Annotated in this window: 18 protein-coding genes and 1 pseudogene; 11 read left to right on the forward strand and 8 right to left on the reverse strand. The window is 61.2% G+C overall.

Annotated elements, in window-relative coordinates; genetic code table 11:
- Positions 1 to 2: 2 nt before the first annotated feature.
- Complete coding sequence (locus RFER_RS20885; RefSeq protein WP_011466382.1) at positions 3 to 1,352, forward strand: PAS domain-containing sensor histidine kinase; 1,350 nt, start codon at positions 3 to 5, stop codon at positions 1,350 to 1,352.
- A 31-nt stretch (positions 1,353 to 1,383) separates the two neighbouring features.
- Here the strand turns inward: RFER_RS20885 and RFER_RS20890 are convergent, their stop codons facing one another.
- The 7 genes from RFER_RS20890 to RFER_RS20920 form a co-directional block, all read right to left on the reverse strand.
- Positions 1,384 to 2,016 carry a hypothetical protein gene (locus RFER_RS20890; protein WP_011466383.1) on the reverse strand — a complete coding sequence of 211 codons (633 nt, stop codon included), beginning with the start codon at positions 2,014 to 2,016 and terminating at the stop codon, positions 1,384 to 1,386.
- Positions 2,013 to 2,657, reverse strand: coding sequence for an SCO family protein (locus RFER_RS20895; protein ID WP_011466384.1), 645 nt, complete (start codon positions 2,655 to 2,657; stop codon positions 2,013 to 2,015). The genes RFER_RS20890 and RFER_RS20895 overlap by 4 nt, the downstream gene beginning before the upstream one ends.
- 46 nt (positions 2,658 to 2,703) lie before the next feature.
- Positions 2,704 to 3,312: a c-type cytochrome gene (locus RFER_RS20900; protein ID WP_011466385.1), complete on the reverse strand. Its 609-nt coding sequence runs from the start codon at positions 3,310 to 3,312 to the stop codon at positions 2,704 to 2,706.
- A gap of 20 nt (positions 3,313 to 3,332) precedes the next feature.
- Complete coding sequence (locus tag RFER_RS20905; protein ID WP_011466386.1) at positions 3,333 to 3,935, reverse strand: cbb3-type cytochrome c oxidase subunit II; 603 nt, start codon at positions 3,933 to 3,935, stop codon at positions 3,333 to 3,335.
- On the reverse strand, positions 3,925 to 5,577 hold the full coding sequence (locus tag RFER_RS20910; RefSeq protein ID WP_011466387.1) for a cbb3-type cytochrome c oxidase subunit I: 1,653 nt from the start codon (positions 5,575 to 5,577) through the stop codon (positions 3,925 to 3,927). Before RFER_RS20910 ends, RFER_RS20905 begins: the two co-directional genes overlap by 11 nt.
- Positions 5,577 to 5,837, reverse strand: coding sequence for a group III truncated hemoglobin (locus tag RFER_RS20915; protein WP_011466388.1), 261 nt, complete (start codon positions 5,835 to 5,837; stop codon positions 5,577 to 5,579). The genes RFER_RS20910 and RFER_RS20915 overlap by 1 nt, the downstream gene beginning before the upstream one ends.
- A 209-nt stretch (positions 5,838 to 6,046) precedes the next feature.
- Complete coding sequence (locus tag RFER_RS20920) at positions 6,047 to 6,652, reverse strand: uracil-DNA glycosylase family protein (RefSeq protein WP_011466389.1); 606 nt, start codon at positions 6,650 to 6,652, stop codon at positions 6,047 to 6,049.
- A 398-nt stretch (positions 6,653 to 7,050) separates the two neighbouring features.
- Here RFER_RS20920 and RFER_RS20925 point away from each other — a divergent pair, with 398 nt between their 5' ends.
- Together RFER_RS20925 and RFER_RS20930 are read left to right on the forward strand one after the other, a co-directional pair.
- Entirely contained in the window at positions 7,051 to 7,440 is a 390-nt protein-coding gene (locus RFER_RS20925) for a DUF488 domain-containing protein (RefSeq protein ID WP_011466390.1), read from the forward strand.
- 40 nt (positions 7,441 to 7,480) lie between these two features.
- Positions 7,481 to 7,828 (forward strand): carboxymuconolactone decarboxylase family protein, encoded by a 348-nt coding sequence (locus RFER_RS20930; protein ID WP_011466391.1) that lies wholly within the window; start codon positions 7,481 to 7,483, stop codon positions 7,826 to 7,828.
- Positions 7,829 to 7,841: 13 nt separating this feature from the next.
- Here RFER_RS20930 and RFER_RS20935 read toward each other — a convergent pair whose 3' ends face one another.
- Positions 7,842 to 8,036, reverse strand: coding sequence for an NAD(P)-binding domain-containing protein (locus tag RFER_RS20935; RefSeq protein ID WP_041791060.1), 195 nt, complete (start codon positions 8,034 to 8,036; stop codon positions 7,842 to 7,844).
- Positions 8,037 to 8,121: 85 nt separating this feature from the next.
- Between RFER_RS20935 and RFER_RS20940 the strand changes: the two genes are divergently transcribed.
- The 8 genes and pseudogenes from RFER_RS20940 to RFER_RS20970 all read left to right on the forward strand — a co-directional run bounded on the left by RFER_RS20940 (position 8,122) and on the right by RFER_RS20970 (position 12,717).
- The gene (locus RFER_RS20940) at positions 8,122 to 8,307 is read left to right on the forward strand and encodes a hypothetical protein (RefSeq protein WP_049765703.1); all 186 of its coding nucleotides are present in this window, start codon (positions 8,122 to 8,124) and stop codon (positions 8,305 to 8,307) included.
- A gap of 132 nt (positions 8,308 to 8,439) precedes the next feature.
- Positions 8,440 to 8,874 (forward strand): MarR family transcriptional regulator, encoded by a 435-nt coding sequence (locus tag RFER_RS20945; protein ID WP_011466392.1) that lies wholly within the window; start codon positions 8,440 to 8,442, stop codon positions 8,872 to 8,874.
- Positions 8,875 to 9,192: 318 nt separating this feature from the next.
- Positions 9,193 to 10,467 carry a c-type cytochrome gene (locus RFER_RS20950; protein ID WP_244095764.1) on the forward strand — a complete coding sequence of 425 codons (1,275 nt, stop codon included), beginning with the start codon at positions 9,193 to 9,195 and terminating at the stop codon, positions 10,465 to 10,467.
- 4 nt (positions 10,468 to 10,471) lie between these two features.
- Positions 10,472 to 10,696 (forward strand): annotated as a pseudogene (locus tag RFER_RS20955) (GTP cyclohydrolase, FolE2/MptA family); the annotation flags it as partial.
- Between the two features lie 17 nt (positions 10,697 to 10,713).
- Positions 10,714 to 10,992, forward strand: coding sequence for a hypothetical protein (locus tag RFER_RS24280; protein WP_166485771.1), 279 nt, complete (start codon positions 10,714 to 10,716; stop codon positions 10,990 to 10,992).
- On the forward strand, positions 10,989 to 11,708 hold the full coding sequence (locus tag RFER_RS20960; RefSeq protein WP_011466394.1) for an RNA polymerase sigma factor: 720 nt from the start codon (positions 10,989 to 10,991) through the stop codon (positions 11,706 to 11,708). The genes RFER_RS24280 and RFER_RS20960 overlap by 4 nt, the downstream gene beginning before the upstream one ends.
- A 35-nt stretch (positions 11,709 to 11,743) precedes the next feature.
- Positions 11,744 to 12,316 carry a ferritin-like domain-containing protein gene (locus RFER_RS20965; protein ID WP_011466395.1) on the forward strand — a complete coding sequence of 191 codons (573 nt, stop codon included), beginning with the start codon at positions 11,744 to 11,746 and terminating at the stop codon, positions 12,314 to 12,316.
- A 59-nt stretch (positions 12,317 to 12,375) separates the two neighbouring features.
- Positions 12,376 to 12,717: a c-type cytochrome gene (locus tag RFER_RS20970; protein WP_049765704.1), complete on the forward strand. Its 342-nt coding sequence runs from the start codon at positions 12,376 to 12,378 to the stop codon at positions 12,715 to 12,717.
- Positions 12,718 to 12,735: the final 18 nt, after the last annotated feature.

Here is a 12,735-nt window from a genome sequence, read left to right on the forward strand (position 1 = left end):
CCATGCCTGTGCCACAACCGTCACCGCTGCACCATTTGCCCGTCGGAGCCCTCGAAGGCATGGACGAGGCGACCTGGCTGGACGTCATTCACAAGATGGACGAGGTCTATTCCAAGCTGGTGACCGATGAGATCGAGCTGGAGGAAAAGAACGCGCAGCTTGAACAGTCGCAGCAATTCATCTTCAGCCTGCTGTCGGCCATGAGCGATGTGCTGATCGCCTGCAATCAGAACGGCATGATCGAAGAAACCAACGCGGCTTTGTGCGAACTGGTGGGTCTGAGCGAGCAGGCGCTGCGCGGCACGCCGGTGCTCGGCTTGCTGGCCGACGAACAAAGTGTGCAGCGCTGGCAGTTGGCGATGTACCAATCGGCCTCGCATGACGCTGCGGTGGTGGAGATCAATCTGCGCAGCGCCAGTGGTGAAGTGGTCGCGGTGGACTTCAATTGCACCCCCCGGCACAACAGCGCCGGTCGCCAGGTCGGCCGGGTGCTGGTGGGACGCCCCCTGGGCGAGCTCAAACGCGCCTACCAGCAGTTGCGCCAGGCGCACGAGGCCTTGAAAAATGCGCAGGCGCAACTGCTGCATTCGGAAAAGATGGCCTCGCTGGGGCGGCTGGTGGCTGGCGTGGCGCACGAGCTCAACAACCCGATCAGTTTTGTGCTGGGCAATGTGCATGTGCTGCAACGCTACGGCGCACGCCTGAGCCGCTACCTGCAGGCGCTGCACCAGCTTGACCTGCCCGCGCCGGTGCAGGCGCTGCGCGCTGAGCTGCGTATCGACCACTTGGTGGGCGACCTGCCTTCGCTGATGGCGGGCACGTTAGAGGGCGCCCAGCGCACCACCGACATCGTCAACGGCCTCAAGCGCTTTGCCACCGCGGCGCACGAGGACGTGACGCAGGTGGAACTCAACGCGGTGGTGGAGCGCGCCATGCTGTGGGTCAAAAAAGGCACGTCGCCCCGGTTCGAGATGGTCTGGACGCGTGGCCCCGATTGTTTTGTCACCGGCAACGCCGGGCAGTTGCTGCAGGTGGTGATGAACCTGATCCAGAACGCTTCGGACGCCGCCAGCACAGACGACGCCACTGCGCCGCAATTGCGCATCAGCCTGCAGCAAGATGGCGGGCAAGTGCGTCTGCGCTTTGCCGACAACGGCCCAGGCATTGCACCTGAACATTTGTCGCGCGTCTTTGATCCGTTTTTTACCACCAAGAGCGTGGGCAAAGGCACCGGTCTGGGTCTGTCGATCAGCTACGGCCTGGTTGAGCAACACGGCGGGCAGCTCAGCGCCGCCAACCTGCCGCAAGGAGGCGCGGTGTTTACGCTGACATTGCCGATGCCAAAGGCATAACGTTTAGCGGCCCCATGCCAACGCATCCATGTCAACCATATGTCGTGCTCGGGCCTTCTTCAGAGGGTGTTGGTAGCGCGGTCGCCGCCTCTCGGCGCATCATCGCACGCACCAGGATGGCCAACCACGCCAACCCGGTGACGGCCGCGATCCAGAGCAGGCTTTGCCCCAGCCTTTCCTGATCGTCGAGGAGGTAGGCGTTACACAGGCGCACCGGCGAACTTTCAAACAGATAACCCACAACGACCATCATGGGCAGCACGTTGCCCAGAAAGAAGCCTTGCACCAGCAAGCCAGCAGGCTGCCATGACAGGCGCACGGCTGCGCCGCACACAAGCAGGGCCAGCCATTTGACCAGTTCAATACGGCCGTCAACCAAGGCCAGGTCCAGGACGCGGGGGATCATCAATAGTGCGAGCAACAGGGCGCTGGCGAACAAACCGCTGATGCCGTAGCCGTTCCATGAATTCAGGCGCCGCATCCAGTTGCGCGGCAACGCCCCTGCGAACCAAAAACCGATGAGGGCAAGCAGGGGAAACTGAACCAGCATGTGGCGGGTCATGTTGGCTTCAAGAAACAGTCGTGCGCCGGGCAGGGCCAGCAGGCACAGCGCCAAGCCTGCAATGGCCAAATGCCACTTGAGCCAAAACTGCGCCAGTTTCATCGTGGTGAAGCGGCGTTCGCCAGGTCGCGGGCGTAGTCGAGGGCCAGTTGCTGCTCCGCATAATCAAAGATGCGCACCAGTTGTCCGTGCTGGTTGACCACCAGCAGCGCCGCGTTGTGCTCGAAAGCGCCTCGACCGTCAGGGACGACGATGACCTGAAAATCCGCCAGCAGGCGCTGTGTTTCTTTCGGATCCGGCACGCGAACAAAACGCCACAGCAGCTGATCGGCGCCCAGACGCGCGGCGTAAGCCTCCAGAATCCGTGGGTTGTCGTGCTGCCCGTCGAAGCTGATCGACAGCAGTCTTACCTGGCGCGCAGCGGCGTCGGTTTTTCTGGCCGCTTGCAGCGTGGTCTGCATTTGCTGATAAACGCTGCCCAGCGCCAGACACACGGTCTGGCAGCGGGTGTAAACGAAATCAACCAGGGTGACGGATTGGCCGTCGGACAAGAGTTGCGACAAAGCCTGTGCGGTCACACCGGGGCCGTCAATTTGCACGGAAGGCGCAGCAATGGGCTGCAGGGCCACTTCCAGGCGCCGCGCACCTTCGGCCGTCCAGACCTGAAAGTCGTGGGTCAGCCAAGCTGAGCAGGCATAGCCGGCCACGGCCAGGCTGGCGCTCAGCAACGCAGTCTTGAGCATCGGGCAGGACGCTTGCGGATCGGCCGCATACCGCCTCCAGAGTAGATCACGGCACCTTGTCCATCAAGGCCTTCAGCTCGGCTTCGCCGTTAAACGGCGCCGTGCGGGTACTGCTCTTGCGTTCGCTGGCAAACAGCTCGGCCTTGATGGCGCCGGCCTTGTTTGACCATCCGGAGCGGACATAGCTGGCGACTGCCGCCAACTCTGCGTCACTGAGTTGCTGGAATGAAGGCATCGCGCCCTTGTAAGTGTTGCCCATCACCGTCAGCTCCCCACTCACACCGTGCAGCAGGATATTGACAACGGTACGCTCATCACCGCCCACCCACTCCGAGCCGTCCAGGGGCGGAAACACGCCAGGCAAACCTTTGCCGGTCGCCTGGTGACAGGGGACGCAGTTGGCGGTAAATACCTGTTTGCCATCGACCGCTGCGCCCGCCGCCCCGGCTGCAGGCGCTCTCAGATCAGCCACGGTGCGCCGGTCGCCAAGATCGGCCCGGCCGAAGGGTTCCGAAAGCAGGATGTAGGTAACACCGAAAATCACCACGACCAGCGTGATGAGTGCCACCGTCAGCGGAATCGGCCGATTCCGCTCGGACGGATCCTCCTGTTCGCGCGCTTGAGCACGGCGGCCCGATTCTGATTCTTTTGGCATCGATGGACCTCGTGTTCGGCTTAGGGTTTGGGGGCGGGCGGCAACACCGGATAGGTATGGTTCAAGGCCAGAAGGTACTTGACCAGGTCCAGCGCCTCGGGCGTCGGCACCACCACCTGGCCGACGTTCGGGCCATAAGCGGGCGGCAATGACACAGGCTGTTCACCTTCTTTCTCGGCCTCCTTCGCGTCCTTGACGGTAAACAGGAAAGGGTAGGACGGCATGATCGAACCCGGCACATAGGCGCGCGGCTGGTAAAGGTGACCCAGGTGCCAGTCCTTGCTGGGCTGGCGCGAAGCGATGTTGAACAAATCCGGTCCGGTGCGCATGCTGCCCAGCAGGTGCGGCTTGTCGTAGATGTAGTCGCCCGGCACCGAAGCGCGCCCCCAGCCGCGCTCGAAATCGGGGCCGAAGTTGCGGTCGCGCGGCTGCTGGCTGTGGCAATAGACGCAGCCGTTGGCAATGTAAACCCCGCGCCCGCGCAGTTCGGCGCTGGTATAGGGCTTGAGGCCGGGCGGCGGCTGAATGTCGCGCACTTCCATGTAGGGCATGACCACCAGTGCGGCGGTGGCAACCGCCAAGGCCACCATGGCGCCCGAAACCAGCTTGACTTCATTGTCCATGCGCAAGCTCCCGTTTGTTGTTTTGCCAGAATAGGGCGGCGCCGGTGCGCGTCGGACCAAAGCGCAGCGCCATTGCCAGGAAATGGCCGACAAAGACAATGTGTCCCAGCACCATCAGGCTGCCGCCCGCCGTGCGCCATTTCAGGTAAGGCAGGGTCAGCGTGACCGAGTCCATGAACGGCCGGGCCGCGTCCAGCATGGCCACGCCCTGCAGCCAGCCGCCAATCGTCAGGCCGATAAAGTAGATGGCAATGCCGATCGCTGACAGCCAGAAGTGCAGCGTAATCAATTTCGGGTACGGCCACTCCCAGTTCAGGACGCGCGGCATCATGAAATAGATGGCGCCGAACAGGACCATGGTGACGAAAGCGTAAGCGCCCAGGTGGGCGTGCGCCACCGTGAAGTGCGTGAAGTGGGCCACCTGGTTGACGCTTCGCAGCGCTTCAAGCGAACCCTGCAGCGACGAGGCAAAGTACATGAGTCCGCCAAACATCATGAAGCGCAGCGTCGGCGAGTAGCGGGCCAGATGCATTCGCCCCTTGAGGGTGCCGCCCATGTTGATACTGAAGGCGACGACCGGAATGACCATCATCACGCTTTGCACAATTGACAACGTCGTCAGCCAGCCCGGCACCGGTCCGCCAATCAAATGATGCCCGCCGACCTGACCGTAAAAGAACGCCAACGTCCAGAAACCCAGTATTGACAGGTTGTAGGAGCGAACCGGCCGGCCGATGATCTTCGGCAAGAAGTAATAAATGGCACCTACGCTGACGGGTGTGAACCACAGGCCCAGCACGTTGTGCCCGTACCACCAGTTGGTGGTGGCCTGTTGCACGCCGGTATGCACACCAGGCAGTTTGGCGACCAGAAACAGCAGGGAAATCCATAACAACGCCGCCACCATGTACCAGACGCTGACGTATAGATGTTCGACCTTGCGGTTTACCAGCGTATACAACACCGACAAGATCACCAGCACAAAACCGGCGAAGATGAGGATGGCGATTTGCCACGGAATTTCCAGGTATTCCATGCCGTCGGTCCAGCCGGACGAAATGGCACCGATGGCAGCGGCGATGCCCATGTTGATGAGGGCACCGCCGAGCATGGCCCAGATCGCCCCGTGCAAATGCGTACGCAGCAGGCGCGGCAGCAGCCACAGCATCATGCCCAGCGCCGCATTGCTGATCCAACCGTACAACACGGCGGTCAGGTGCACCGTGCGAATGCGGCCAAAGGTCAGCCAGGCCTGGTCGGTCAGCCAGTCGGGCTGGTGCAGCTTGATCGAGGAGGTCAAGCCCGCCAGCGAGCCGAGCAGCAGCCAGAAGCAGGCGAAGGCGATAAACATGAAGACCGGAAAAGCACTCGACTGGTCGGACGCGATGCGGTCCTGCAGTTCGGTCGCGTCAGCAACGTGCAACGGGTGGCCTGGCTCCAGCGCCGCTGCCTGCATGGAATCCTGTGCTGCGTCCGCAAGGGCCGGATCGTCAACCCGCCCGATCTCGCCACGCGCGAAGATTACCGAAGCGGCCTTCGGGTTCTCCACCAGCAGGCCTTTGCGCGAAGACCAGATGAACACGAACAGGCCGATGATCGACAGCAAAAAAGCGCCCAGCAGACTCAGAATGGCGCTGTCCATCACGCGACTCCCGCCAGCTTGTCCGCATTCCGGCTCGGCAGTGCAGTGTGCTCGGGCATGGGCATGGGCGCGCCGCGAAATCGGGCGCTGCCACGCAATGGGGATGACCAAAAGTCCCCCATGGTGGACAGATGTGTATCCCGGTCTTTCACATGCGGGTTGACTATTGGACCCGGCACCTCGTGCTTGCGAACGCCTGCGTAGAACCGGTTCACCAATTGAATAATTTCCTCTTCGGTACACAAGTCGGCGGATGGCATATCAAATTCCTTGCAGTTAAAGCGCCGGCAGACCGGTGATGCACATCTTCATAATAAAATAGATATAAGATGCATCTTTATTTGTTCACCAGCAACCGCGACTTCAACGTGGGTATTCAGAATAACCAAGCCTGATCAAGTCGAGGTCTCTGGCTGGACCGACGAAGCGCTCAACGCAAAGTCCGCACAACGGCAACGCGCCCCGGCCGTCAGCGGGCGATCATGGCGTTGATGCGTGCCTGCAACGCGGGTACCACGTCCTCCTCAAACCAGGCGTGCTGCTTGAACCAGGGTTGGTTGCGCGGCGAAGGGTGCGGCAGCGGGATGAATCGCGGCGCGTACTCCCGCCAGGCCATCGTTGTTTCGGTCAGTGACGGTTTGCGGCGGCTACCCAGAAAATGGTGCTGCGCATACTGACCGACCAGCAGAGTCAATTCAATCCGCGGCATCCGGGACAGCAACTGGTCAAGCCAAAGCGCCGCACATTCACGACGCGGCGGTAAATCACCACCCCTTGCGCGCCCCGGATAACAATAACCCATGGGAATGATGGCGATGCGCGATTCGTCATAGAAGAGCGCTTTGTCCACACCCATCCATGCGCGCAGACGCTCCCCGCTCGGGTCGTCCCATGGGATACCGGTCGTGTGCACGCGCACACCGGGCGCCTGCCCCACGATGAGGATACGCGCCGCCTCACCCGCTCGCAGCACCGGACGAGGACCAAGCGGCAGATGCGACTCACACGCACGGCAATTGCGCACCGCCGTCAGCAATGCGTCAAGGTTGGGATAGGCGGCCTCGGGTTCAGCCATTTCCCTCGCTCCCCCAAGCTTGGAACGGGTAGCCTTGAGGACGGAGCGCGCAAAGATAATCTTGGGCTTGTTCGGTTCCATCATGCGGTTTCAGTGTGCTGGCTGTTGCTCCCAGTCTGACAAGCGTCCATCATAAGATGCATGTTAAATGCCCCTACTAGGCAATCGTGTCGCGCACGACGCGTATGCTTGGCTGTCTGGCAATTGCAGATTCAAATATGGCGAACGTGCCATCGTCTGGCTTCTGTCACGTTCATCGGGAGCTAAACCTTGAAATTTCCGAGCAGGATCATCTCGACACACCTTGCAGTTTGCGAGGAGCCCCGGTCGAGCGCGTTGCGCTGGCCGCACCTGCCCGCCGGCGAGCGCCAGAGCCAGACTGCTGCAAGGGCATCTTCATGAGCACGAAAATTCCAGCCAGCCATATCCGGATCAAGCGCGCCTACGATCCTCCATCCCACGACGACGGTGCGCGTGTATTGATTGACCGCCTGTGGCCGCGAGGCATCAAGAAGGAGAGTCTGGCCGTGGATCAATGGGCCAAGGAGCTGGCGCCCAGCACCGCGTTGCGCCAATGGTTCGGTCATGACCCCGCGCGCTGGCAGGAGTTTCGCCAGCGCTATGCGGCCGAATTGCGCCCACACGCGGAGTTGCTCGATACCTTGCGCACACTGGCGCGCAAGGGCCCCGTCACGCTCGTGTATGGCGCGCATGACGAAACACACAACAACGCGGTCGCCCTGCGGGAATTTCTTCTTGCACCCGAGGCTATCGACGCCAACCGGTGACGCAAGCCGAACCACACCCATCAATCCCAAAGGAGATGTTATGGACAGTTCCATTTACCCCCATGCAGGTGCCGAAGTCGCGCGCAAACGCCGTGAACTCGCGCCCAACCCGCTGGACGCCTTCAAGGCCTTCAGCGCCAGCGTCTTTGCCGACGGCGCCTTGCCCAGCAAGACCAAGCAGCTGATCGCGGTGGCCGTGGCACACGTGACCCAATGTCCGTATTGCATTCGCGGCCATACGCAAACGGCACTGAAGGCGGGCGCCACCGAGCAGGAGCTCATGGAGGCCATCTGGGTTGCGGCCGAGATGCGCGCTGGTGCGGCCTACGCGCACTCGGCGCTGGCCATCGACACCATGCTGCACGCGCACGACGCCAAGCCAAGCTGACCTGAACAAGTCTTTAGTCTTTGGGTCGCTGACATTCAGAGCTTTTGTCCTGCGTTGCCCACCTTGAGCCAGCGAGGGCGGAAGAGACGGGCCGCAAGTGCGCAGCGGTGTCGGCCTCGCCGCCGATGATCAGGCAACAGCCGCGATCAAGGCCGGCTACGCCACCACTGGTGCGCACATCCAGATAGCGAATGCCGCCGGCCTTCAATTCGGCATCTTGTTGAAGAATTCCAACCTGGACGGCAGCCGACTACCACGCATGTTTTACCCTGGCAGCGATTGCACCAGTTCCCATGTGGCTCTCTTCGCTGACGCTGTTCGTACCGAATCTGTCTGTCGGAGTTGTCGTTGGGGGGCTCGGCCTGCTATGTTCAGTTGGACTGATCTATCGCGGCGTGTATGCATTGTTCTCCATGCGCGAAGATATCAAGGCGCTGCAAATGGCAACAGTGATTGCAGGCGCTGGACTGTTCATGTAGCTGATACTGATGCAAATCGTCCTGAGCCACTGACGACCTGGCACCGTGAAGCACGGTGCGCAACAGGCCTGCTGCGACGCCTCGATTGGGAGGGGATGAGAAAATGCCAGCTCACACCGATTTAGGATGGATATGGCCGTACCGAAGCTCAAAGCGCTACCCCTCAATAAACATGATTTTGAAATACTGTCCGATTTTCGTTACCAGATTCGGAAGTTTGAACGCTTTAGCGAAGAGGTTACGCGCCAGCATGGCCTGACGCCTTTGCAGTATCTGCTGTTGCTGCATGTCAAAGGTTATCCTGATCGTGATTGGGCAACCGTCGGGGAGCTGGCGGAACGCTTGCAGGCGCAACAGCATGGCGTAGTCGCACTGATTTCACGCTGCGAGAAGCTGGGCTTGGTCGAACGCCGTCGTTCCTCTGACGACCGGCGACGGATTGAAATTCATCTTCTGAAAGACGGTGAAAAAGTGATCAATAAGCTCGCACGTTTGCACCGGACTGAGTTGCTATCCTTGCGTGGCCGTTTCGTTGTACCCGACGTAAGGGCTTTTGACCACGAATAGAGAGCGCGCCTAAGCGGCCAAACAGCCCGCACATGGTTGCCTCATCGGCTTGTTCAATCCAACCTGGTTATTTCAGAAGTCGTGACAGGCTTGTCGACGTCAAAGTCGCCGACGTGCAGATTCCCAACACAGCCATTGGTGCAATGCTGGAGGCCATCACCAAGCCGCCGCACGGTGAACGTGGGTGTTGTGCCGTCTGGAAATGACGTCTGCGGCTTCAGCGTTCGGCTGAAAGATCCGGAACGCCGCGGACCGCCTGATCATCTAACACACAGGAGCCACACTGAATATTTCAAAACAAGCGTAAAGGAATGAATGATGAAAGCAGACACTTCCGCCATGCCACGGCCCGACACCCGCCGCCATTCGGCACAGTACAAGCGCGGGGCTACGGGTTCACGAGCAGTTCCAATCTGTACCGCGGTCGCGGGCGCTGTCGCGCTGCTCGCCGCGTGCGGTGGTTCATCCGAAGACTTGGCCACCGAGCAAGCCGCCCTGGTGGCACAGGGCCAGCAGATCTTTCGTTTCGATGCCTTTGGCGACGAAGCGCAGTGGACAGACACGCTGCGCATTCATGAGGTTATCCGCACGGCAGTCGATCCGGTGACCGCGCTTTCAGTCGGACTCAAGGTTGACGCCGAGGCCTTGCCCGCGGCAGTGGTCCAGGGCATCCAGAACGGCAGCGTCGATCTGAAGAGCCCAGCCACCACCGTGACGTTGCTGAAGCTGAACGCGGTTGTCGGTCTCAAGGGCACGGTCGAGACGGTCAATGGTGTGGAAACGCTGACCCGTGTCGGCATCACCTGCGCACTGTGCCATTCGACGGTTGACAACTCGTTTGCGCCCGGCATTGGCAAGCGGCTCGATGGCTGGCCCAACCGTGACCTCAATCCCGGCGCCATCATTGCCCTGTCACCTGCCCTGGATGCTGCGACGAAGGTGGCCCTCAATTCCTGGGGTGCCGGCAAGTTCGATCCTCGCCACAACGTTGACGGCCTGAGCAAGCCGGTGGTCATCCCGCCCGCCTACGGCCTGGACGGCATCCATCGCATCACATTCACCGGTGATGGTGAGGACCTTGCGTACTGGAATCGGTACGTTGCCGTGGCTGAAATGGGCGGGCAAGGGTCAGTTTCCGAGCCGCGCCTGAATCTGACCATCAAGAATGGCACGCAGGATCTGGTGAGCGCCAAGCTGCCCGCCTTGCAGGCCTATCAACTCACCTTGAAGGCCCCGACGCCGCCGGCCGGCAGTTTCGACGCGGTCGCTTCCGCGCGAGGAAAGCAGATATTCGAGGGTGCAGGCAAGTGCGTGACATGCCACAGCGGGTCCGCATTCACGGATGCCAACACCAGACTGCACCCGGTTGCCGACTCCATGGCCGAACCGGAGTCTCCGAGTTACGCTTCCCGGTCGGCGACCAAACAGTACCGCACCTCTCCCCTCAAGGGTGTCTGGCAGCATGCGCCGTACTTTCACGACGGGTCGGCGGCCACGCTGCAAGACGTGGTGCAAACCTACAACACCAGGCAGTCGCTCGGTCTGAGCGCCCCGGATATGGCCGATCTGGTTCAGTACCTGAAGTCTTTGTGACCCCGGCCGCGGCGATCAGCGCTCACACATCAGCATCGAAGCAGAACTCCTGGGAGAAATGGCCATCAAGGAATTGATTACCATGGCCGAACGCAGTGCCTCCTGCAATGTGTACGGCCTGCTCAAGCGCGTGGATGAGAAGTATGTGACGGAGCGCGCTCATGACAATCCCAAGTTTGTCGAAGACCTGGTGCGTGACGCGGCTCTGTTGCTGAATCAGGAAGCGCGATCAACCAAGGACTCACTATGAGCACATTCGAGGCGAGCCTTCAACGGCGCGAAGAAGTCGCGCAGGGCACGCTGGCGTTTCATTTTGAGAAACCCGCAGGCTTCAGATTCAAACCCGGCCAGGGGACCGACGTTGTTGGCCTGACGCGCCCACCCTCGACACCGGCAGTGAAGAGTTTTATGGTTACTGATGGGGCGGGGCCGCTTGATACGTCGCGACCCGGCTTTTCATGCGGTCTGAAAAAAACCGGAACGCCGGCAGCCCGCCGACCATCTAATGGACAGGATCAACCATGAATACCCAAAAGACAATGCTTCCCGCGCCCCTTGATGTCAGCTCCGACGCGGAGCTGGTCGATCTGGCTATTGCCGGCCATGATGCGGCGTTTTCGCAGATCATGCGGCGCCACAACCGTTTGTTGTTTCGCACAGCGCGCGGCATCCTCAAGAACGACGACGACACGCAGGATGCCTTGCAGGAAGCCTATCTGCGCGCCTGGCGCGCGCTGGCCAGCTTTCGCTCTGACGCCCGGCTTTCCACCTGGTTGGTGCGCATCGTGGTCAATGAAGCGCTGGGGCGGCTGCGGCGCTCTGGCGTCCAGCCCGCCCAGGTCTTGCCGCTCAATGCGGCGATCGACCCAGATGGCGAAACCCCGGAGATGCAGATGCAGGCCAATCCCGATGACCAGCCCGAGCCCACCGCCGTGCGGGCACAGATACGCCAGCAGATCGAGGCCCGGATTGACTCCTTGCCCGATTCGTTTCGCAGCGTTTTCATGCTTCGGGGGGTCGAGGAATTGAGCGTGGAGGAAACCGCCCTGGCGCTGGATATTCCCGAGGCCACCGTACGCTCCCGGTTTTTTCGTGCCCGCGGCATTTTGCGCGAAGGCCTTTCACGCGACATCGACATGGCCATCGGTGACGCATTTTCATTTGCCGGCCCGCGCTGCGACAGGATTGTCGAGGGTGTGCTGGCCAGGATTGCCCACGAACGTGAATCTTCCCGCTCGTGATATGTGAAGTGAGTTTTTCCCTACTGGAGATTGCCATGTCGTTTTTCCAAATGTCCACCCCCGCCGCCGCACGGCGACTGTTTCTTGGCCGCTCAGGCGGCCTGGTGTTGTCAGGGGCGGCAGTTGCGCTGCTCGCCGGCAACGATGCGCTGGCTGCCAAGGCGGGCGGCGGCAAGGCCGCCGACATCCAGATCCTGAACACCGCCATCGGCGCCGAACTGGAGGCTATTGCCGCCTATCAACTGGGCGCCGAAAGCAAATTGCTCAGCAAGCCGGTGCTGGACCTGGCGCTGACGTTTCAGGGCCACCACAAAGAGCATGTGGCGCTGCTTTCCGGCACGGTGGCCAAACTGGGCGGAAAAGCTGCCGTGGCCAAGGCCAAGTACAACTTTCCCGTGGACCAGTTGAAAGCGGAGCTCGACGTACTCAAGTTTGCCGCCTCGCTGGAGCAGGGCGCCGTGAGCGCTTACCTGGGAGCCGTGCCGCTGTTTGGCAACCACGACCTGGCCAAGGCGGCCGCGAGTATTTTGGGCGACGAAGCCATGCATTGGGCCATCCTGCGCCAGGCCATTGGCGAAGTCCCCGTGCCCTCCGCTTTCATGTCGTGATGCCGCGCCGCCATCTTGTTCCCGTCGCGCTATTCGCGCTAACGACTATCAGCCCGGGCATGGCGGCCCCTGCAGCGCCAGACGCCGCGCGCGGCCAACAGTTGTATGCACGCTGTGCCGCGTGCCACGCGCTGACTTTCGATCGCGTCGGGCCCAGGCATTGCGGCTTGCTGGGCCGCCGCGCGGGCAGCGTGCCTGGCTTTGACTATTCGTCGGCCATGAAGAAATCGAGCATTGTGTGGAATGAAAAGACGCTCGATCAGTTTCTGACCAATCCGCTGGTCATGGTGCCTGGCAGCAGCATGACCTATGCTGGCGTCCCCGGGGCCAGCGATCGTGCCGACCTGATTGCTTACCTCAAATCGGCCAACAGCGGAGCGGTCTGTCGTGTTACGCCATAACGGCCTCGTTGCAGCGAA

Source organism: Rhodoferax ferrireducens T118 (genome assembly GCF_000013605.1).
Classification (GTDB): Bacteria; Pseudomonadota; Gammaproteobacteria; order Burkholderiales; family Burkholderiaceae_C; genus Rhodoferax; species Rhodoferax ferrireducens.